Raw genomic sequence first — 18631 nt, forward strand, 5'->3', positions numbered from 1 at the left:
TATTTTGACATTCGTTTCCTTGCGCGTGGTTAACCCCTCCCTACCCTCCCGAGGGAGGGATTAGCTACAAAAGCCCGCAAATCGGCAATCGGACATTCGAAATCCCCAGCTCTGAACTCTACAACGGAATATTCCCGTGCTTCTTCTTCGGATTGTTCACCACTTTATTCTCCAGCATTTTAAAGGCGTGGATAAGCTTGATGCGGGTCTCCGCAGGCTCAATCACCTCATCTATAAAACCACGCTCGGCAGCGCGGTAGGGGTTTGCAAAGATCTCGGCGTACTGCTGCTCCTTTTCGCGCCATTTTGCTTCCGGGTCTTCAGCCGTGGTGATCTCGCGTTTAAAGATAATTTCGGCGGCGCCTTTGGCGCCCATTACGGCAATCTCAGCAGTTGGCCAGGCAAAGTTCATATCGGCACCAATGTGCTTGGAGTTCATTACATCATAAGCGCCGCCGTAAGCCTTGCGGGTGATAACGGTAATACGTGGGACAGTGGCTTCGCAAAAGGCAAACAGCAGTTTAGCGCCGTTGGTGATGATGGCGTTCCATTCCTGGTCGGTACCCGGCAAAAAGCCCGGTACATCTTCAAACACCAGCAGAGGGATATTAAAGCTATCGCAAAAGCGGACAAAGCGGGCGGCCTTTTGGGAGGAATGGATATCCAGCACCCCCGCTAAAAACGCAGGCTGATTGGCCACAATGCCAATGCTGCGCCCTGCCAGCCGACCAAAGCCGACAACAATATTCTCCGCAAAATCTTTATGAACTTCTAAGAACGAGCCACCATCTATTACTTCTTCAATCACCTCGCGGATATCGTAAGGTTGTGAATTGTTCTCGGGCAGTAAGGTGGTTAACGCGGGGCGGCTTTCGTTGCCTGCTTCGTAGGGCAGGGAAGGGGCGCGGTCCTCGCAATTCTGGGGCATATAGCTCAGTAGTTTTTTTACATGCTGTATGGCATCTATCTCGTTGGTGCAGGCAAAATGTGTTACGCCGCTTTTAGTGGCATGGGTATTAGCACCACCAAGCTCTTCGGAGGTTACTACCTCGTGCGTAACCGTTTTTACCACGTTGGGGCCGGTTACAAACATGTAGCTGGTATGCTCTACCATCAAAATAAAATCGGTAATGGCAGGTGAGTACACCGCACCGCCCGCGCAGGGGCCCATAATGGCAGATATCTGTGGCACTACGCCGCTGGCCATGGTGTTGCGGTAAAATATATCGGCGTAGCCACCTAAAGATACCACGCCTTCCTGGATGCGGGCTCCGCCCGAATCGTTTAACCCGACAACGGGTGCGCCGTTCTTCATGGCCAGATCCATTATTTTACAGATCTTTTCGGCATGGGTTTCTGATAGGGAGCCGCCGAATACGGTGAAATCCTGGGAGAAAACGTATACCAGGCGGCCATTCACGGTACCATAACCGGTAACCACGCCGTCGCCCGGGTACTTTTCTTTTTCCATCCCAAAATCGGTAGAGCGATGCGAAACCAGCATCCCAATTTCCTGGAAACTGCCATCATCCAATAAAAAGTGAAGGCGCTCGCGTGCAGTTAGTTTACCTTTTTTATGCTGACTTTCTATACGGGCGTGGCCGCCACCTTCGAGCGCTTTTTGGCGCTTTTGCTGTAATATCTCTAACTTTTTATTCACTATCCCGGTTTATTAGGTACAGCGCTAAAATTAGTAATTAAATTGTAAGATTGTTATTTCGGTGTTTTTGGTTTATAGATTTTACTATATTTGCGACGCATGAAAGCAAGAAATTTAAAACTTTCGGTAGTGGTTTTGTTTATGAGCATCTTTGTTGCAAAGATGGTTATATCCATTGCACCTGCTTTTTTATGCCTCGATAATAAAGCGGTGAACGCGGTTATTATGCAGTTGGAGCACGAATCGAAAACTGAAAAGGAGGATCCTGAGAAGGACGCCTTTAAGGAGAAAAAAATCTTCGATGAGAATTACCTTCATTTTGTTGTATTCAAAACTTTTATTGTTGAAACCAACATATTGCATAACCAGGAGCACTCGCTTTATCAGCAGCTTTACCACCCGGTAGTACCTACCCCACCTCCCAACGCATAATATCTTTTCGCCGGTTCAATTACTGAACCGGGTAGCCAGCCGTACAATTTTGTTTACGGCTGAGGCAGCGTGCTTTGTCGCAATTATTGCGGCTTAGGCAAATCCGCTGTAGGTCCCCAAATTCATTCTAAAAAAAATCTGTTATGCAAATTAATCAAGGAGGCATCGCCGGCGGCGATCTCAACCTGAAAAAATATTTCCTGTCTAAAAATCTAAAAAAAGATCTGCCCGCAAGTGTCGTGGTGTTCCTGGTAGCCCTGCCTTTATGTTTGGGTATTGCGCTGGCATCCGGCGCGCCGCTTTTCGCGGGGATATTAACCGGTATCATTGGTGGTATTGTGGTTGGTATTTTTAGCGGTTCGCAATTGAGCGTTGCCGGGCCTGCCGCGGGTTTAACCGTTATCGTATTAAATGCTATAACTAAGCTCGGCTCGTACGAAACATTCTTATTAGCGGTGATGATAGCCGGGGCACTTCAAATACTGCTGGGTATTATAAAAGCCGGTACTATTGCTAATTACTTCCCGTCTCCCGTTATAGAAGGTATGCTGGCCGCTATCGGCATTATCCTCATCATGAAACAATTTCCGCATGCTGTTGGCTATGATAAAGATTTTGAAGGCGATGAAGGCTTTAGTGAAGCAGGAGAAGGTAACAACACCTTCAGCGGGATCATGAGCGCATTCGGCAAGATCAATTACGGCGCGGTTATTATTGCAGGGGTATCCTTGTTATTAATGATCTACTGGCCAAAAATTAAGAAGGTGGCCATGGTGCCTGCCCCGTTATTAGTGGTGCTGGCAGGGATTGGATTGAGCGCCTTATTTGCCGGGACAGGGTTGGCATTGCAGGAAAAACAGATGGTTAACTTACCGATGGTGAATAACAGCGGAGAGTTTTTCGCGCTGTTTAAAAGCCCGAATTTTGGTGCCATAACCAATAAAGAAGTTTGGATTACAGCCTTCACCATTGCCGTGGTAGCGAGTTTAGAAACGCTGCTGAGCCTGGAGGCTGTTGATAAAATAGACCCAATAAAGAGAATATCACCGACGAACCGCGAGCTGGTTGCTCAGGGGGCTGGCAATTTAGTGAGCGGTTTGCTTGGTGGTTTACCTATGACAGCGGTTATCGTACGCTCGTCTGCTAACGTAAATGCGGGTGCACGTACCAAGGTAAGCGCCGTTTTTCACGGGCTGATGCTGCTTTTATCCCTTTTATTTATCCCCAAATTAATCAACCAGATACCGCTATCGTGTTTGGCAGCTATCTTGTTAATGACGGGTTATAAACTGGCACGTATAAGCCTGTTTAAGCATATGTGGCACAAAGGGCTCGATCAGTTTATCCCGTTTGTGGTAACTATTGTGGCCGTAGTGTTTACCGATCTGCTAATTGGTGTAGGGATAGGTATGCTGGTAGGTATATTTTATATACTGCGTACCAATTTGCGCAACCCATACTTTTACCAGATAACCACCAAAGGCGATAAAAAGACCATCACCCTGAGGCTTGCAGAAGAAGTATCGTTCCTGAATAAAGCGGCCATACAGGTAACGCTTACCAGCTTACCAAAAGGTAGCGATGTGATCATTGATGCCTCCAACTCGCGCTTTATAGACCCGGATGTGTTGGAGATCATCCATAATTATAAGCACAATGCCTATACCAAGGGCATTATTGTACAACTGGTAGACGTCAAAGAAAGGTACGACGTTCCGCCGCTGAAAGAATTAGTTTATAAACTTTAAAAGAACATTACCATGTCGACCATAGAGAACAAAAAAAACAACAACGGCCTTAATGGCAGCGAAAGCAAACCAAAAATCGATGTAAGCCAAATATCGCTTGCACAAAAAGACAGCTACAATAAGCTGATAGCAAATAACGCCGAATGGGTGGCTAAACGCATTGGCGAGGACCCGGAATATTTCACCAACCTGGCTAAAGGTCAAAGCCCTGAAGTGCTGTGGATAGGCTGCTCAGACAGCCGTGTACCGGCAAACGAGGTTACCGGCACCAAGCCGGGCGAAGTATTTGTACACCGTAACATTGCCAACGTATGTAACCACACGGATATGAATATGCTGAGCGTGCTGGATTATGCGGTTAACGTATTGAAGGTGAAACACGTAATAGTTGCCGGCCATTATGGCTGCGGTGGCGTTGCTGCCGCGCTTACCAACAAGCAATTTGGTATTATTGATAACTGGTTGCGCCACATTAAAGATGTGTACCGCCTGCACAGCCACGAACTGGACCGCATAACAGACCATACCCAAAAGGTTAACCGGCTGGTTGAGCTTAACGTAAGCGAGCAGGTTTACAACCTGTGCAAAACATCCATCGTACAGAATGCCTGGATGGAACGCCACGACCTGGAGGTACATGGCTGGGTGATAGACCTGGGCAGCGGCCTTGTAAAAGACTTAAAAGTAACCAGCAGCAGCCCGCAGAACCTGGGTTATGTATACGAACTGCACGGCGAAGATGCCGTAGCTGCACATTAAGATACTCATGTTGAGGTGAGGTTTAAATTAGCCCCGGTTTGCAGTTATGCAGCCGGGGTTTTTTGTTGGCGAATGTTTTGCGGCTGTGTGGTATTTGCGTAAATATGTTAGTCTGCTATTTAGTTTACAGGGGCATTTTTATCATATTTGCTTCTTAATATAGCACTATTATCATGAATCATTGGCTGGTAAAATCAGAACCATTTAAATATAGCTGGGAAAAATTCAATAAAGAGGGCCGCACCTTTTGGGATGGCGTGCGTAATTACCAGGCGCGTAACAACCTGCGACTGATGGTAAACGGCGATCTGGTGATGTGGTACCATAGCAACGAGGGTAAAGAAATTGTAGGTATTGCCCGCGTAGTAAAAGAAGCCTACCAGGACCCTACCACCGAAGACCCAAATTGGGTAGTGGTAGATCTTGAGCCTGTAGAGCCTCTTAAACGCGCAGTAACCCTGGAGGAAATAAAAGCCGATGAGCGCCTGAAAGATATCGGCCTGGTGCGCCAGGGCCGCCTATCGGTAATGGCGGTTAAACGCGAGGAATTTGACCGGATACTGGAACTGGCGAATAATTAACTTCCGAAAATTTGCGCGTTTTTACGGGGTTTTGGGTGTTTTTTATCTAAAAATGGTATAGAAACGCGCCCTTTTCTTACCGTTTTTTAGGCTATCGTTACAATCCGAGTTTTTGATAGATGCCAAAATTTTCGTCGTCGAAACAAATAAAGATCACGTCTTTCATTTGCTCATTTTCGGCGAGGAAATTATCAACGGTTGCTACCGCTATCTCTGCCGCCCGCTGTTTTGGGAAACGGTAAACGCCGGTGCTGATATTGGGGAAGGCGATGGTTTTGATGCCGTTCTCCATGGCCAACTTTAAGCTGTTGCTATAGCAATTGGCCAATTGTTCTTCTTCCTTCAGTACATTTTTGCCACCATTATAAACCGGGCCAACGGTATGGATAACATATTTGGCGGGTAGGTTGCCGCCGGTGGTAATAACCGCGTTGCCGGTTTTGCAACGCCCCTGGCGGTCTATAATTTTAATACACTCTTCCAGTATTTGCTTACCACCTGCACGATGAATAGCGCCGTCTACCCCGCCGCCGCCCATCAGGCTGCTGTTGGCTGCGTTCACAATAGCGTCTACCTGTAATTTGGTGATATCGCCTTGCTGAAGTTTTATTCTTTTGTCCATAAGGTATTAACGGAATTTTGCGGCTTGGGTTTGTTACTCGAGGTAAAGCAGGCTCTTTTTGTAATCGATAGTGAATTTAAACCTTTTTAAAATGCCGCCGCCTATGCTGCCATCTATTTGGGTATCGGCAAAGCCACCTGTTTTAAGCATGGGGATGCGGGAAGGTACATTGGCTATTAATTGTTTGCCAATGCCTATCTGCTTTAGTATAAACGTGCGGGCATAAATAGGCCCGCCAATGCCGTAACCGGTGATGCTGGTATCTGATAAAGGGTAGCGGGTTTTAATGCCTGTGCTTTCGGCGTAATGGTTAAATACGGTAAGGGCGGTGCGGTCGCCGGTATCCATAATGAGGGTGGCGGGTTTTCCGTCGATAGTAGCTTTTAGTTTTGGGATATGGTAATACATGCTGAAGGGCACGCCACTCTTACCGGCGTAAGCGCTATAAAAGTTTACCGTATGGTTAGGGTAATCAAACTGCACGATATAATCCTTCATGAAATTATAGCCGATAGCGCCGTCCAGGTAGGGCAGGTGTAGCTTGTTTTTTATTTCGGACAGATCCACCACATTGAAATCTCTCTTAACTAAAGTCATTTTGCCAATGCGTGTAGTATCAACCGTAGTTTCCCAGGAGGGCATCCGTTTGGCTCCCGCGCCACTGGTGGTGGTCTCGTTTTCCAACTTAAGGTTTAAAGCCCGGGCGGTCGTCACATCAATAACATCGGTAGCGCCGCAATCCAGTATGAAATGAAGAGTTTTGTTTTGGATCTTCACTTCGATAAATGGGCGGTTATCCACCAAAGTAAAGGGGATGGAAAATTGCAGTTTGTTTTGGGCCGGTGCAGTATTGCAGCAGGTAAAGAGCAGCGCAAAGGTAAGCAGGCAGATATTTCTCATCATCCGGTTTTTTATTTGGATTGATGGGGAGCGAGAAAGTTACAGAAGACCTATATTACTTCTTCTGCGCAGCAAAAAACAAAGCCTTCAATTCCGTAGCATCATCCGGTTTCATTTTACCACCCAAAATCAACCTTAACTGGCGGCGGCGAAGGGCCCCTTCGTAAAGTTCTGTTTCGTCTTCGGTTTCTGGGAGCAACGGGGCAACAGCTACTTTGCCGCCGTCTTTATCAAGGGCCACAAAGGTGTAATACGCCTCATTGCTTTTATTGCGGGTGCCTAAGGGGATATTCTCGGCATAAACATCCATCCGCACCTCTACCGATGTAGTGAACGCACGTGTAACCTTTGCCTCAATGGTGATCACATCGCCCAGTTTTATGGGGTGATGAAAAGATACGTTATCTACCGATGCGGTTACCACCACGCGGTTACAATGTTTTTGCGCGGATATGGCAGCGGCTATATCCATCCAGTGCAGCAGGCGCCCACCCATTAAATTGTTGAGGGTGTTGGTATCGTTGGGTAATACCAATTCGTTCATGATGGTGAATGATTCTTTGGGCGCTTTTCCTTTCATATATGCAAAGATAGTTTTTAAGGGGGAAATAATCTGTTTCATCGTAGAGCCGCGATACTTCGCGGCTTGATGAATGTTTTATAAAACGAATATCTGTTACCTGTCCTAAGGGAGACGCGAAGTATCGCGTCTCTACAAAAAAATATTTACGGCCTTACCGTCCTTAACAAACTATAACCCACCAGTTCCTCCCAGCGACTGCCTGCGGGGCGGGCGTAAACCAATAATTGGTATTCATTTTCGGTTTCAAAGTAATTGCCTTCCAGTGCGAAGTAGTCGGGCTGCTTAGTAGCGTTGTTCACCCAAACATACATGTAATCGTAAACGCCTTGTTTCAGTAACAGGTCTGTATAGAAACGGCCACGACTATCGAACTTCATGCGGCTGTTCTCGTCTATCTTATAATCGTTAAACTGGCCAATGATGTAGGGCGTGCCTTCGGTCTCCGATTTATTGGTGCCTACATTAAAATACATATGCGCATAATCCGCATCCGTGCGCGAATCGCGGCCATCCTGGTTGATGACGTAGTACTTGCCATCGTTATCATACAGTAAAGTGTAGTTGGGCAGGTTACGGTTTGGGTCGCCCAGCAGCATTACGGTGTTGGCCGTGTCGCGGTAGATCCGCGCAATCCGTTCCGAATTTACCTTTAATGATCGTGTATCAAAATGCCTGAACTCGTTACCACCTGCAAAATCGTTAATGTTTACATCATTATAAACCAACTGCGTGCCGCGGATGTAGGTGGGTACGTTGTTTATTTTACCGGTTTCGGGTCGGTTATTTTGCATCACCAGCACGCGGATATCACGATTGGGGTTTTGCACGTTCAAGCCTCCATAATCTACCGTAAAATTTAGTTTTTGATTAGTGCGCCTTGCCGATACGTTGTTCGACGAGGCGATGGTGCCACCAACGGCTACCCGACTGTTTAGTACGTACATGCGGCGGGTAAGGATCATTTTATTAAGGTCGCCATCTTCGTAAACCTTTAAAATATAATTGCCCGATATTTTGGGGGCGATATTTTGATTTGGCAGCGTTAACTCATAATGAGTATATTTTTGGAACGTGCCCGATGAATAGGAGTAGTTAAAAAGCCTGTCGTCCATAAAGGTTTGCAGGTATTCGGCAGGGGAGAGGTTAGATGATTTCCAGTTGGCATCGCAATGCTCAATGGTATAATAAAAATTGCGGCTGCCACCGCTCAGGTCGTCAAAGCCTAAAACAACCTTCTCGTCGCTGTTTAAACTGATCACCGGGAAGGATGCCGCCTGCTTATCCACCTTGTAAAACTCAACGCTTTTTATTTCGGGGCGGAAAACGTAGTTGCCGTAAGGGGCTTGGGCGAAGGAGGCGGTTTGGATGAGGAGACAAAGAATAATAAAGGACAATGAAAAGCGGGGGAATGTGCGATTCCCCTCTTGAGAGGGGGGGAGGTGCGTGTTCCGTACCCAATGTTTTGCGCTATTTGCATAGGGGCGAACACTCCCCTGCCACCACACCAGTCCGCGCGCGCCCTCTCGAGAGGGGAATAAAGGAGTGCTACTAAAAATCCGGGGCAAAAACGCTTGTTTCATTATCGCAATAATAGCACAAAAACGTAGAGGGTGGGAAATTATTTCAAGGGGCTGTTGTCATGCTGAGGAGCGAAACATCTATTTTCCACTATGCACACGGGCGATTAGATCCTTCGTTCCTCAGGATGACAAATAAAAAAGCCTTTCCGTTTAAGAAAGGCCTTTGATTATGAAGGCATATATTTCTTACGCTTCCAGCTCCATTATCTGGTCGGCCAGGGCTTCCCATTTTTGATGTAAGCCGCCAAGCTCCATTTTTTTTAGCTGATAGTTATTGTTTATCTGCTTCAACTTCTCGGCCTGGTTAAAAATGCTGTTGTCGGCCAGTTGAGCCTCCATCGCTTTTATTTCTTTCTCTACCGATGCAATGTTGTCTTCCAGCTTGCCCAGGTCCTGGTTAAGTTTTTTTAGCTGCTGGTGCTTATTATCGCCGCTGGCTTGTTGTTTAACCGGGGCAACCTCCTTCTTCTCTTCCTTTTTTGGCTGAGGGGCAGGTGTTGCAGCTTTTGGCTCCAAAATACGTTTGGCGTTCCAGACGTCGTACTCGGCGTAAGTGCCCGGGTATTGTTTTATCTTCTGATCTTCGATAAACCAAATTTTGTTGGCTACATTATCCAGGAAATACCTGTCGTGCGATACAACGATTACCGTACCTTCGTACTGCTGCAGGGCCTGTATCAGGATGTTTACTGAAGCCATGTCCAGGTGATTGGTAGGCTCATCCAGTACTAAAAAATTTGCATCGGCAGTTAAGGCTTTAGCTAAGGCCACGCGCGATTTTTCACCACCCGATAGTACTTTGATTTTCTTAAACACATCATCGCCGGTAAACAGGAACGAACCTAATATCGAACGGAGCTCTGTGTCGGTATGTTTTGGGGCGAATGCCTGCAACTCTTGTAGTATCTGGTGCTCCAGGTGTAACGATTCCAACTGGTGCTGCGCGAAGAATGTTTGCGTTACGTTGTGGCCTGTTTGGGCGGTACCTTCGTATTCGGTATCTGCACCCGCTACAATGCGTAACAGGGTTGATTTACCTTTACCGTTGGCGCCTATCAAAGCAATTTTATCGCCTTTCTCGATGATCGCTTCGGCATCGTCCAAAATATCAATTGCAGGATATTTCTTAGTGATATGCTCCATGGTAACCACGTGCCTGCCGCTTTGCTTGCTGAAACGGAAGCTGAAGTTAACCTCCGGGTTATCATCATCCACGTCATCAACGCGCTCCATTTTATCCAGCATTTTTATACGCGACTGGGCCATTTTGGCCTTAGAAGCTTTAGCACGGAAACGTTCGATCAAACGCTCTTCCTGTTTTATTTTCGATTGTTGGTTTTTAAACTCACCACGCTGAATTTCGGCGCGTAAGGCTTTTTCTTCCAGGTAAAAAGTATAGTTACCCGCGTAAACATTCAGCTTACCCTTGCGCGATTCTACCGTACGGTTTATCACCTTATCTAAAAACCACCTATCGTGCGATACGATGATGATAGCGCCGTTAAAGGCTTTCAAATAATCTTCCAGCCATTGTATGGACGGTAAATCCAAGTGGTTGGTAGGCTCATCCAGTAAAAGAATATCAGGGGCTTGTAACAGAATCTTTGCGAGCATTACGCGCATGCGCCAGCCTCCCGAGAAGGTGCTTAGTTTGCGCTGGCAATCCGCTTCGCTAAAACCAAGGCCGGCTAAAATTTCGTGTGCTTTGTATTCGATGTTGTAACCATCAAGCAGTTCAAATTCGTGCTGTTTATCGCTTAGCTTATGTAAAAGGTCTTCGGTGTAATCGGTTTCCAGTTTCTTCAACAGGGCCTCAATCTCATCGTGCAGCTGGTTTTGGCGCTCAAAGGCTTCCATGGCAACGTGAACGATGTTCTTATCGGATGAGTAGGAGAGCAGATCCTGGTTAAGGTAACCCATGGTAAGGTCCTTAGCCATGGATATCGTACCAGAGGTAGGCTTGTAGTCGCCTACAATGATCTTCAAAAGGGTAGTTTTACCGGTGCCATTGGCGCCAATAAGGCCAATTTTTTCTCCTGGTTTTATATGCCAGTTAGCTTCATCGTACAGCGCCCGCGCACCAATCTCAAACGTAAGGTTATTTATAGCGATCATTTGCCGCAAAGATACGGTTTTGCGGGGAGAGGATAAAACGGAATAGTAAATGAGGTAATTAGCCTATAATCTGTGCATGGTTAATGCAATTGGCGCGTCGCGGATAGTGAAAATAACCTTGCCATCCTGTTCCGATGCAGCCATGTCGAAAATCCGGCTGCGGGGGTCATTAGCCTCCGTTATAAGCAAAATGCCTGTTGATGCGTTATAAGACCATGTTAAATTGCCAGGCATAGTTGGCATACCGGGCGACATAGAGAAAGCCTGCCCATCCCGGAAATCAAATATCTGGCCAATAAACATCTTTTTGGTTTGTGCCACAAGCATGGCCTTTTGTTTTGGAGTTGCTTTCTCCGTTATGGCGGATACTTGTACCTCGCCCACTTTCCATTTACCGTTTATAGTTGCAGGAGGGCTAAAACCCCATACCGATAAAAGCAGCGTAATTGTTAATATAAACTTTCCCATATTATCCTTTCATTACCTGCAACCATCCCTCTGCCATTAACCTGGAGCCTGCTACGCTTGGGTGTACGCCATCCAGCGTCCAGTAATTGGCAGATCCAACTTCCAGTGCCTTGTCGAAGATCTTTTGCAAAGGGATCAGCGGCGCATCGAATTGCTCGGCCATGTCTTTTGCTGCCTTTTGGAATAACGGGAAGGTAGGGTACCATTTATCATCTACAAATTTGGTCCCTTTTAAGGCAAAGGGTTCGCCGATGATGAATTTTACACCCGGCAATGCTTTTTGTGTACGCTCCAGCAGAGCTTTATAATCGTTAATGTAAGTATCAATAGTGCCTTTGTAGCCGCTGGTGAGACTGTGCCAAAAATCGTTTACGCCGATGTGGATACTTATCACGTTTGGTTTCAGGGCGAGGCAATCGGCTTCCCAGCGTTCGGCAAGCTGATAAACTTTGTTGCCGCTGATGCCGCGATTGTATATTTTGAAGTTCTTTTGTGGATGTTTAAGTAAGAGCTCGCTGGCGGCGTAAGTAGTGTATCCGGTGCCCAGCATGTTGGTGGTATTGGGTTCGGTGGCTTTATGGTCGCGGCCCCAATCGGTGATGGAATCTCCCTGGAAAAGGATCACGTCATTATCGCTCAGCTCCACTTTTTTTGTCGAAGAGGTACCAATGGCGGCAGATACAATTTGCGGGATAGACAAAGTAGCAACCGTGCCAATAGCGGCGCTTTTGATAAAGTTACGGCGCGAGTTCAATAAAAAATTCTTCATTTATGCGTAGATGTTCGGATAAATCGGACAGCAACTAAATTACAATATTCTTTAAGATGTTTACCCTTAAATATTAAAAACGGTAACTTCGCGACATGTATCAACTGCTTAAACCCCTGCTGTTCAAGTTCGACCCGGAGAACGTGCATTACTTTGTTACCCGCAATTTAAAACGCTTTAATAAAATGCCGGGCGGTACCGCCATCAGCGAAGCTATTTGGGCGTCTAACGATAAGCGTTTGGAGAAAGAAGTATTCGGCCTGAAGTTTAAGAACCCTGTAGGCCTGGCTGCCGGTTTCGACAAAAATGCCGAACTGATAGCAGAAATGGGCGCTTTGGGTTTTGGTTTTGTAGAAGTTGGTACGGTTACCCCACTGCCTCAGCCCGGTAATGATAAGCCCCGCATGTTTCGCCTGCCTGCAGATGAGGCATTGATAAACCGTATGGGTTTTAATAATTTAGGCGTTGATGTGGCTGCCGAACGCATTGCTACTTACCGCAAAAGCTTAAAACCAGGCGAAACCGCCCTCATTATCGGCGGTAACATCGGCAAAAACAAGGTTACGCCTAACGAAGATGCGGTGAGCGATTACATCAAATGCTTCGACAGGTTGTTTGATGTAGTAGATTATTTTGTGGTTAATGTAAGCTCGCCCAATACGCCGGGTCTGCGCGCCCTACAGGAAAAGGAGCCGCTAATGCATATCCTGAATACCCTGCAGCAACGTAATAGCAAAAACGGTATCAGCCGCCCCATCCTCCTTAAAATAGCACCTGATTTGACCAACGAGCAGTTGGATGATATCGCCGATATTGTAAAGCAAACCGGCATAGCTGGCATCATCGCTACCAATACCACCATCAGTCGCGAAGGGCTAACATCGAAATTTAAAGATGAAATGGGTGGGCTAAGCGGTAAGCCATTAACCAAGCGCTCTACCGAGGTGATCAGTTATTTGCACAAAGCATCCAACGGCGCATTCCCTATTATCGGTGTAGGCGGCATTCATTCGGCAGAGGATGCGGTGGAGAAAATTGCGGCAGGCGCGGTATTGGTGCAGTTGTATACCGGGTTTATTTATGAGGGACCAGGGTTGATATCAAAAATTAATAAAGAGCTGTTATCCTTGTAGCATTATGGCAAATACATTCTCTCAAATTTATTTACAATTTGTATTTGCTGTACAAAACAGGCAAAGCCTGATACCCAAGGCACATAAAGAGGAGTTGCATAAATACATCACAGGGCTTGTGCAAAACCGCAAAGCCAAAATGCTGGCGGTAAATTGTATGCCCGACCACATTCACATCTTCGTTGGGTTTAAGCCAACTATGTCCATTTCTGATTTTGTTAAGGAAATCAAGGTGGAGAGTAACGATTTTATTAACAGTAAGGGGTGGGTTGCCGGTAAATTCAATTGGCAGGAAGGTTACGGCGTTTTTTCCTATTCGCATTCGCATATAGATAAAGTAGTTAACTATGTGCTCAACCAGGAGGCACATCATCAAAAGAAAACCTTTAAGCAAGAATATTTAGGCTTGTTGCAGAAATTTGAATTGCAGTTTGATGAGCGGTACGTGTTTGATTTTTTCGAATAGGCAATTAGCAGGCGATAGGAGGCACCTACGGAGCCGGGGAACGCTGTCCGTGTTTCTATAAACAGGATGCTCCTAACGGAGCGCAGGAACAGCGTTGATTTTTATTGATGTAATTGTGGCCCTCACGAACCGGCTATTATGGTCATGCTATAAACAAGGGATTCCGCCCGGAATCCCTATCAACCATAATTTTTATAATTACAAAATTTCAACGCTCCGTTAGGAGCATCCTGTTTATAGAAAGAATCGAATGGGATTTTAGGCTCCGTAGGTGCCCCCTAAAACTTGCAAATCCTACCGAGCGGTGCTGGCCATAATCCTTAAATCGTGTAAATCATGGTTCAGATTAAAATTCCCCCAACAAAAAAAGGCGTACCAATTAATTGGTACACCTTCAAATTCTTTTGTGTAGATAGAGATTATTTACCTGCAGCAATAGCTAAAACAGCATTGTTTTTTGCTATCTGGCTATCTTTTTTCTCTGCAGAACGGCTGCCTAACTCAATGTTAGTAGCTAACTTTAAAAACTGTACTTCTAAACGAGAGAAAGTTTTGTTTCTTCTATCTTTTCTTTTTAAACGAGTAACGCCCATGATCTTTTATTTAATAAATGTTTTAACCCTGAGGTCGGAAGCGGATTCGAACCGCTGTAGGAGGTTTTGCAGACCTCTGCCTAGCCACTCGGCCATCCGACCTTTTTTAAGGACTGCAAAAATAGTAATTATTATTTGCCAATCAATTTTATTTGGAGGATTTTCCTGCAACTTCTGAACAAAATATCGCGGTAGCTATAGCCACGTTCAACGATTCGGCCCCGCCAATGCGCGGAATCGTCACCGCATTATTGATCAAAGCTTCAATTTCGGGGCGGATGCCGTTGCCTTCGTTGCCCATAACTACCAGTCCTTCAGTGCCAAAATTGGTTTTATAAATACTTTTTCCATTTAACAAAGCGCCATAAACGGGCAGCTTTGCCGAGCGGAGGAACTCTTTCAAATCGGTATAATTAATATTCATCCGCGCCAAACTCCCCATCGTGGCCTGCACCACTTTTGGGTTATAAACATCTACCGTATCCTCGCTGCACACCAAATTGGTGATGCCAAACCAATCGGCAGTGCGGATAATGGTGCCCATATTGCCCGGATCCTGCACACCATCAAGTACCAAAGTGAATTTATTCTTCAGGTCCTTATCGCTAAAACCTGCCCATTCGGGTATATTAACGGCCGCAATTGCATCGGCAGGGTTCTTTAAAGCGCTTATTTTTTGCAGCTCGTTTAACGAAATTTCCTGAAAGTTTATTTTTCGGGATAAATTAAGCAATTTTGGGGCGATACCAGGCGTATGGTAAATGGTTTGAATACGGTAGGGCGAACCGGCAAATTCAATAATGGATTTGTACCCCTCCACCAAAAACAAACCATTCTCCCGGCGAAACTTTTTATGTTGTAAAGACGTTAGTAAACTGATCTGAGATTTTGAAAGCATATTTAACACCCGGCCATTACCGTATTGCAATATTAAGTATTTTGGTGGTTATTATCTCCAGCTGCAGCGTTACGCGTGGAATAAAACCAAACCAGGCCATTGTACGCAAGCTTACTCTAAAAGGTATTGATAAGGAATTTGCCGAAGCAGCCGTTAACTATGTAGATAAAGAGCAGCAGCCCAACAACTGGCTCAACCTGCAATTTTATTACACCTTCAGTAAAAAAGGCAAGCGTAACATTGGCGAGGCACCACGCCTTTTGGATAGTAACCTGGTGGAGTTTTCGCGCCTGCAGTTGCAAAAATACCTGCAAAACAAGGGCTACCTCAAAGCAAAGGTTTCTGATTCCATCGTCGTCAAAAAGCAAAAGGCCGAACTGATATTTACCGCTATCGAAGGGCCGATGTTTCGTATCCGCAACTATAAGGATAGTATTGCCGACCCTAACGTAAAAGCCCTCTACAGCCGCACAAAAGCGCAATACTCTCATGTAAACCCGGGCAGCCGCTTTGATACCGATAGCCTGGCGTATGACCGCGACCAGTTCTTCCAGGTGATGAAACGGAACGGCTACTTTGATTTTTACCGCCAGTATATCAACTTTGAGCCCGACTCGAGCTATAACCAAAGCATTGTAGACCTGGTAATGATTATTGATAACCCCGCGGATAAACCGGCTCATCCAACATATACCATTAATAACACACTGATAACCATTGCACAACCCAATGGCCGCAAAACAGGTAAACCCGATACGATACAGGTGGATTCGCAGTTCAGGTATGTAGATTACTCCGGCAGATTTAAGCCAAAAACGGTAACCGATTATATTTTCCAGAAGAAGGGGCGCTTGTTTGATATCGATATGCAAACGCTCACTACTTCGCGCTTATCGGAGTTAAACGTATTCAGGAACGTACCCAGCCCTATTTACGAAAAACTGCCCGATAGTACCAACAGGCTGAACACGCGGATAGATATCACCCCGCTTAAGCGTATGAGCGACCGGGTGGAGGCGGAGTTCCTGTTCAACGGCGGGCGGTACGGTTACAACATAGGTAATACCTTTACCAACCGTAATTTATTTAAGCAGGCCGCCGCGTTACAGGTGAAACTAAACTGGAGCATTTTATTTGATAGCGGGCGCAACGCCGGCGACAGTAAAGGCATCCAGAACCAGGAGTTTAAAGCCGGGGTGAGTTTGATATACCCGCGCATTGTATCGCCGTTTGATTTCCCTAACCTGGCCAAGTTTGGGGTGCCGCATACCACCTTCTCTACCAACTTCTCGCTGTTTTACCAAAAGGGACTGGTGCAGCGCCGCAGCTGGATCAACTCCATCACTTACGATTTCTTCGATACCCGCACCAAGCAGCACTCTATTACCCCAATTAATATCGAGTTTTCCAGCGGGAGTATCGACCCAATAGCCAAGGCAGAGCTGCTGAGGCAAAACCGCTATTCGTATGTTTACCTTATCGGCCGCACAACTTTTACATCGGGCAGCCAGTACACCTTTCAGTATAACAGCATCAAGCTAAATACTTACGAGAATTTTTACTATTTCCGCGGAAGCCTGGATATGGGCGGTGGTACGCTTAATTTACTAAGCCGCGCTTTCAAAACACCTAAAGATACCCTTGGCCAGCGTACCTTTTTCGGCAACGCCTTTTCGCAATACGTAAAGACCGAAATTGATTATCGCCTGTACAAAAGCCTTGGCGGAGAGCGGCAGTTTATCTTCCGTTTCAGCCCCGGCATTGGTATCCCTTACGGCAACAGCAACCAGCTGATATTTGAAAAGAACTTTTACACCGGCGGTGCTAACGATATCCGCGCCTGGCTGCCACGTACGCTTGGCCCGGGGCAGTTTAACCGCGCCAGTTATGGCGTAGGCGGCGTTGCAGATACCACAAGGGCACGTTTAAAATATCTCGACCAGTTTGGTGAGATAAAAATGGTGGCCAACATTGAGTACCGTTATAAGCTGGTTGATAACTTCTTCGGCTCGAAACTTAAGGGGGCCTTGTTTATGGATATGGGCAACGTATGGCGCCTGCACAAAACTGCTGATAATCCTAACGGCGAATTCAGGTTTAATAATCTGTTCAATTCTACCGCTATCGGCATCGGTACCGGGCTTCGGTTCGATCTGAGCTTCTTTATCTTCCGGCTGGATGCTGCCTTTAAATTTAAAGACCCGCAGTTTAGCGGATCAGACCAGTGGGTGCTCATTAAACACGCCAACGAACTGTTTAAAGCGGGCGATTTTAAGAAGGCCTACATCAAGGCAAACAGCACCGGTTTAGACGGAAATGGCAACTACGTAGGCGATAGCTACAATTTTATGCAGCTGAACTTTGGTATAGGGCTGCCGTTTTAATGTGTGAGGGATTGATTTAGTGAATGGTGAATGAGTAAGATTGAAGGTGAGGTATTAATTTGTTGGTGCTTTAAAGTTCAGTGGTTAGATGATGGAGAAGTTGTAAATAGACAGATATAATCAATTGAATTAGGGCGTTGCCTTCGGCCCGGGCTTTCCGCTCATACTGCACAGGCCTTAACCACATGGCCGGTATCCGCTGCAATCCCGAACGCAAAAATTTGGCTAAGTAAAAGAATTTTCGCAAACAAACTAATAGAGAGTGGCGTTCACCTCTAACCTCTAACCTCTAACCTCTAACCTCTAACCTCTAACCTCTAACCTCTAACCTCTAACCTCTAACCTCTAACCTCTAACCTCTAACCTCTAACCTGCAAATATTCCCTTCAACCCATCCAGCACACTTTGGAAAAACGTGGGTATGCTAAGGCCGTTGTGATAGTTAAAATACAGGAAGATACAGAAGATGATAAGCGCGATGATGATGAAGCGCTTAAACATATAGCCTATTAAAACCAAGCCTAAGGGTATGGCTATCAGGAGGATCCAGCTTATTTTTACCGGGGTGAGTTTGCTGTCGTGGCGGTAAACGTAGTACAGCATAGAGGTGGTACCCTCGTCGTTTTGATGGCGGGCAAATATAAAGCTCGATTTTTCCAGCTTGTGGCGGTAAAAGGCGGTGCCTTTTTCAAACTTGAGGGTTTCTACAAAGCCATTGATAGTAAAGCTGAAGGTGCCGTTCACATTTTCCTGGATGTTTTTGCCGGTATCAACTGCTACAACAGCTATCTCGTCTTTAGCGAAGGGGTTTTCCTTCACCACAAAATGTTTGATAGAAACGGTATCTGCAAAAGCAAAACCCGACGCAACGATAAACAGGCAGCAGGTAAAAAGTATCTTTTTCATTAGTGTATTTAGGCGGATATAGCCTGCAATAAAA

The 18631-nt window shown here is 46.0% G+C and carries 18 protein-coding genes and 1 tRNA gene; 7 read left to right on the forward strand and 12 right to left on the reverse strand.

Annotation, left to right across the window (positions count from 1 at the left end; all coding sequences use genetic code 11):
• Positions 1 to 118: 118 nt before the first annotated feature.
• Positions 119 to 1660 carry an acyl-CoA carboxylase subunit beta gene (locus IDJ77_RS09930; RefSeq protein ID WP_191188785.1) on the reverse strand — a complete coding sequence of 514 codons (1542 nt, stop codon included), beginning with the start codon at positions 1658 to 1660 and terminating at the stop codon, positions 119 to 121.
• Between the two features lie 99 nt (positions 1661 to 1759).
• Here IDJ77_RS09930 and IDJ77_RS09935 point away from each other — a divergent pair, with 99 nt between their 5' ends.
• From IDJ77_RS09935 to IDJ77_RS09950, 4 genes are all read left to right on the forward strand, one after another.
• Positions 1760 to 2092, forward strand: coding sequence for a hypothetical protein (locus IDJ77_RS09935; RefSeq protein ID WP_191188786.1), 333 nt, complete (start codon positions 1760 to 1762; stop codon positions 2090 to 2092).
• Between the two features lie 143 nt (positions 2093 to 2235).
• Complete coding sequence (locus IDJ77_RS09940) at positions 2236 to 3840, forward strand: SulP family inorganic anion transporter (RefSeq protein WP_191188787.1); 1605 nt, start codon at positions 2236 to 2238, stop codon at positions 3838 to 3840.
• A gap of 12 nt (positions 3841 to 3852) precedes the next feature.
• Positions 3853 to 4599 carry a carbonic anhydrase gene (locus IDJ77_RS09945; protein WP_191188788.1) on the forward strand — a complete coding sequence of 249 codons (747 nt, stop codon included), beginning with the start codon at positions 3853 to 3855 and terminating at the stop codon, positions 4597 to 4599.
• 173 nt (positions 4600 to 4772) lie between these two features.
• The gene (locus IDJ77_RS09950; protein ID WP_191188789.1) at positions 4773 to 5180 is read left to right on the forward strand and encodes an EVE domain-containing protein; all 408 of its coding nucleotides are present in this window, start codon (positions 4773 to 4775) and stop codon (positions 5178 to 5180) included.
• Between the two features lie 97 nt (positions 5181 to 5277).
• Here the strand turns inward: IDJ77_RS09950 and IDJ77_RS09955 are convergent, their stop codons facing one another.
• The 7 genes from IDJ77_RS09955 to IDJ77_RS09985 all read right to left on the reverse strand — a co-directional run bounded on the left by IDJ77_RS09955 (position 5278) and on the right by IDJ77_RS09985 (position 12217).
• Entirely contained in the window at positions 5278 to 5802 is a 525-nt protein-coding gene (locus tag IDJ77_RS09955; protein ID WP_191188790.1) for an O-acetyl-ADP-ribose deacetylase, read from the reverse strand.
• A gap of 33 nt (positions 5803 to 5835) precedes the next feature.
• Entirely contained in the window at positions 5836 to 6705 is an 870-nt protein-coding gene (locus tag IDJ77_RS09960) for a pepsin/retropepsin-like aspartic protease family protein (RefSeq protein ID WP_191188791.1), read from the reverse strand.
• A gap of 52 nt (positions 6706 to 6757) precedes the next feature.
• Positions 6758 to 7282, reverse strand: coding sequence for an acyl-CoA thioesterase (locus IDJ77_RS09965; RefSeq protein WP_191188792.1), 525 nt, complete (start codon positions 7280 to 7282; stop codon positions 6758 to 6760).
• Between the two features lie 146 nt (positions 7283 to 7428).
• Positions 7429 to 8679 carry a type IX secretion system plug protein gene (locus IDJ77_RS09970; RefSeq protein ID WP_224751034.1) on the reverse strand — a complete coding sequence of 417 codons (1251 nt, stop codon included), beginning with the start codon at positions 8677 to 8679 and terminating at the stop codon, positions 7429 to 7431.
• Positions 8680 to 9051: 372 nt separating this feature from the next.
• Positions 9052 to 10980 (reverse strand): ABC-F family ATP-binding cassette domain-containing protein, encoded by a 1929-nt coding sequence (locus IDJ77_RS09975; RefSeq protein ID WP_191188794.1) that lies wholly within the window; start codon positions 10978 to 10980, stop codon positions 9052 to 9054.
• A 63-nt stretch (positions 10981 to 11043) separates the two neighbouring features.
• Complete coding sequence (locus IDJ77_RS09980; RefSeq protein ID WP_191188795.1) at positions 11044 to 11448, reverse strand: hypothetical protein; 405 nt, start codon at positions 11446 to 11448, stop codon at positions 11044 to 11046.
• A 1-nt stretch (position 11449) separates the two neighbouring features.
• Positions 11450 to 12217 carry an SGNH/GDSL hydrolase family protein gene (locus tag IDJ77_RS09985; RefSeq protein WP_191188796.1) on the reverse strand — a complete coding sequence of 256 codons (768 nt, stop codon included), beginning with the start codon at positions 12215 to 12217 and terminating at the stop codon, positions 11450 to 11452.
• A 95-nt stretch (positions 12218 to 12312) separates the two neighbouring features.
• On the opposite strand from IDJ77_RS09985, the gene IDJ77_RS09990 reads away from it, so the two are divergent.
• Together IDJ77_RS09990 and tnpA are read left to right on the forward strand one after the other, a co-directional pair.
• Positions 12313 to 13350, forward strand: coding sequence for a quinone-dependent dihydroorotate dehydrogenase (locus tag IDJ77_RS09990; protein ID WP_191188797.1), 1038 nt, complete (start codon positions 12313 to 12315; stop codon positions 13348 to 13350).
• Between the two features lie 4 nt (positions 13351 to 13354).
• Positions 13355 to 13816 (forward strand): IS200/IS605 family transposase, encoded by a 462-nt coding sequence (tnpA, locus tag IDJ77_RS09995; protein ID WP_191188798.1) that lies wholly within the window; start codon positions 13355 to 13357, stop codon positions 13814 to 13816.
• A gap of 419 nt (positions 13817 to 14235) precedes the next feature.
• On the opposite strand, the gene IDJ77_RS10000 is transcribed toward tnpA, so the two are convergent.
• The 3 genes from IDJ77_RS10000 to IDJ77_RS10010 form a co-directional block, all read right to left on the reverse strand.
• The gene (locus IDJ77_RS10000; RefSeq protein WP_078347886.1) at positions 14236 to 14409 is read right to left on the reverse strand and encodes a spore protein; all 174 of its coding nucleotides are present in this window, start codon (positions 14407 to 14409) and stop codon (positions 14236 to 14238) included.
• 31 nt (positions 14410 to 14440) lie between these two features.
• Positions 14441 to 14511, reverse strand: a tRNA-Cys gene (locus IDJ77_RS10005).
• A gap of 46 nt (positions 14512 to 14557) precedes the next feature.
• On the reverse strand, positions 14558 to 15307 hold the full coding sequence (locus IDJ77_RS10010) for a TrmH family RNA methyltransferase (RefSeq protein ID WP_191188799.1): 750 nt from the start codon (positions 15305 to 15307) through the stop codon (positions 14558 to 14560).
• On the opposite strand from IDJ77_RS10010, the gene tamL reads away from it, so the two are divergent.
• Positions 15298 to 17691 carry a translocation and assembly module lipoprotein TamL gene (tamL, locus tag IDJ77_RS10015; protein WP_191188800.1) on the forward strand — a complete coding sequence of 798 codons (2394 nt, stop codon included), beginning with the start codon at positions 15298 to 15300 and terminating at the stop codon, positions 17689 to 17691. The genes IDJ77_RS10010 and tamL overlap by 10 nt on opposite strands.
• 366 nt (positions 17692 to 18057) lie before the next feature.
• Here the strand turns inward: tamL and IDJ77_RS10020 are convergent, their stop codons facing one another.
• Positions 18058 to 18597, reverse strand: a complete 540-nt coding sequence (locus IDJ77_RS10020; protein ID WP_191188801.1) for a hypothetical protein — start codon at positions 18595 to 18597, stop codon at positions 18058 to 18060.
• Positions 18598 to 18631 lie beyond the last annotated feature (34 nt).

This window comes from Mucilaginibacter pankratovii (assembly GCF_014773265.1).
Classification (GTDB): domain Bacteria; phylum Bacteroidota; class Bacteroidia; order Sphingobacteriales; family Sphingobacteriaceae; genus Mucilaginibacter; species Mucilaginibacter pankratovii.

What these genes read in the sequence shown, in the direction of transcription:
- IDJ77_RS09935 (WP_191188786.1), top strand. Translation starts at nt 1,760, where the DNA reads ATGAAAGCAAGAAATTTAAAACTTTCGGTAGTGGTTTTGTTTATGAGC.
- IDJ77_RS09940 (WP_191188787.1), top strand. Translation starts at nt 2,236, where the DNA reads ATGCAAATTAATCAAGGAGGCATCGCCGGCGGCGATCTCAACCTGAAA.
- IDJ77_RS09945 (WP_191188788.1), top strand. Translation starts at nt 3,853, where the DNA reads ATGTCGACCATAGAGAACAAAAAAAACAACAACGGCCTTAATGGCAGC.
- IDJ77_RS09950 (WP_191188789.1), top strand. Translation starts at nt 4,773, where the DNA reads ATGAATCATTGGCTGGTAAAATCAGAACCATTTAAATATAGCTGGGAA.
- IDJ77_RS09955 (WP_191188790.1), bottom strand. Translation starts at nt 5,802, where the DNA reads ATGGACAAAAGAATAAAACTTCAGCAAGGCGATATCACCAAATTACAG.
- IDJ77_RS09960 (WP_191188791.1), bottom strand. Translation starts at nt 6,705, where the DNA reads ATGATGAGAAATATCTGCCTGCTTACCTTTGCGCTGCTCTTTACCTGC.
- IDJ77_RS09965 (WP_191188792.1), bottom strand. Translation starts at nt 7,282, where the DNA reads ATGAAAGGAAAAGCGCCCAAAGAATCATTCACCATCATGAACGAATTG.
- IDJ77_RS09975 (WP_191188794.1), bottom strand. Translation starts at nt 10,980, where the DNA reads ATGATCGCTATAAATAACCTTACGTTTGAGATTGGTGCGCGGGCGCTG.
- IDJ77_RS09980 (WP_191188795.1), bottom strand. Translation starts at nt 11,448, where the DNA reads ATGGGAAAGTTTATATTAACAATTACGCTGCTTTTATCGGTATGGGGT.
- IDJ77_RS09985 (WP_191188796.1), bottom strand. Translation starts at nt 12,217, where the DNA reads ATGAAGAATTTTTTATTGAACTCGCGCCGTAACTTTATCAAAAGCGCC.
- IDJ77_RS09990 (WP_191188797.1), top strand. Translation starts at nt 12,313, where the DNA reads ATGTATCAACTGCTTAAACCCCTGCTGTTCAAGTTCGACCCGGAGAAC.
- tnpA (WP_191188798.1), top strand. Translation starts at nt 13,355, where the DNA reads ATGGCAAATACATTCTCTCAAATTTATTTACAATTTGTATTTGCTGTA.
- IDJ77_RS10000 (WP_078347886.1), bottom strand. Translation starts at nt 14,409, where the DNA reads ATGGGCGTTACTCGTTTAAAAAGAAAAGATAGAAGAAACAAAACTTTC.
- IDJ77_RS10010 (WP_191188799.1), bottom strand. Translation starts at nt 15,307, where the DNA reads ATGCTTTCAAAATCTCAGATCAGTTTACTAACGTCTTTACAACATAAA.
- IDJ77_RS10020 (WP_191188801.1), bottom strand. Translation starts at nt 18,597, where the DNA reads ATGAAAAAGATACTTTTTACCTGCTGCCTGTTTATCGTTGCGTCGGGT.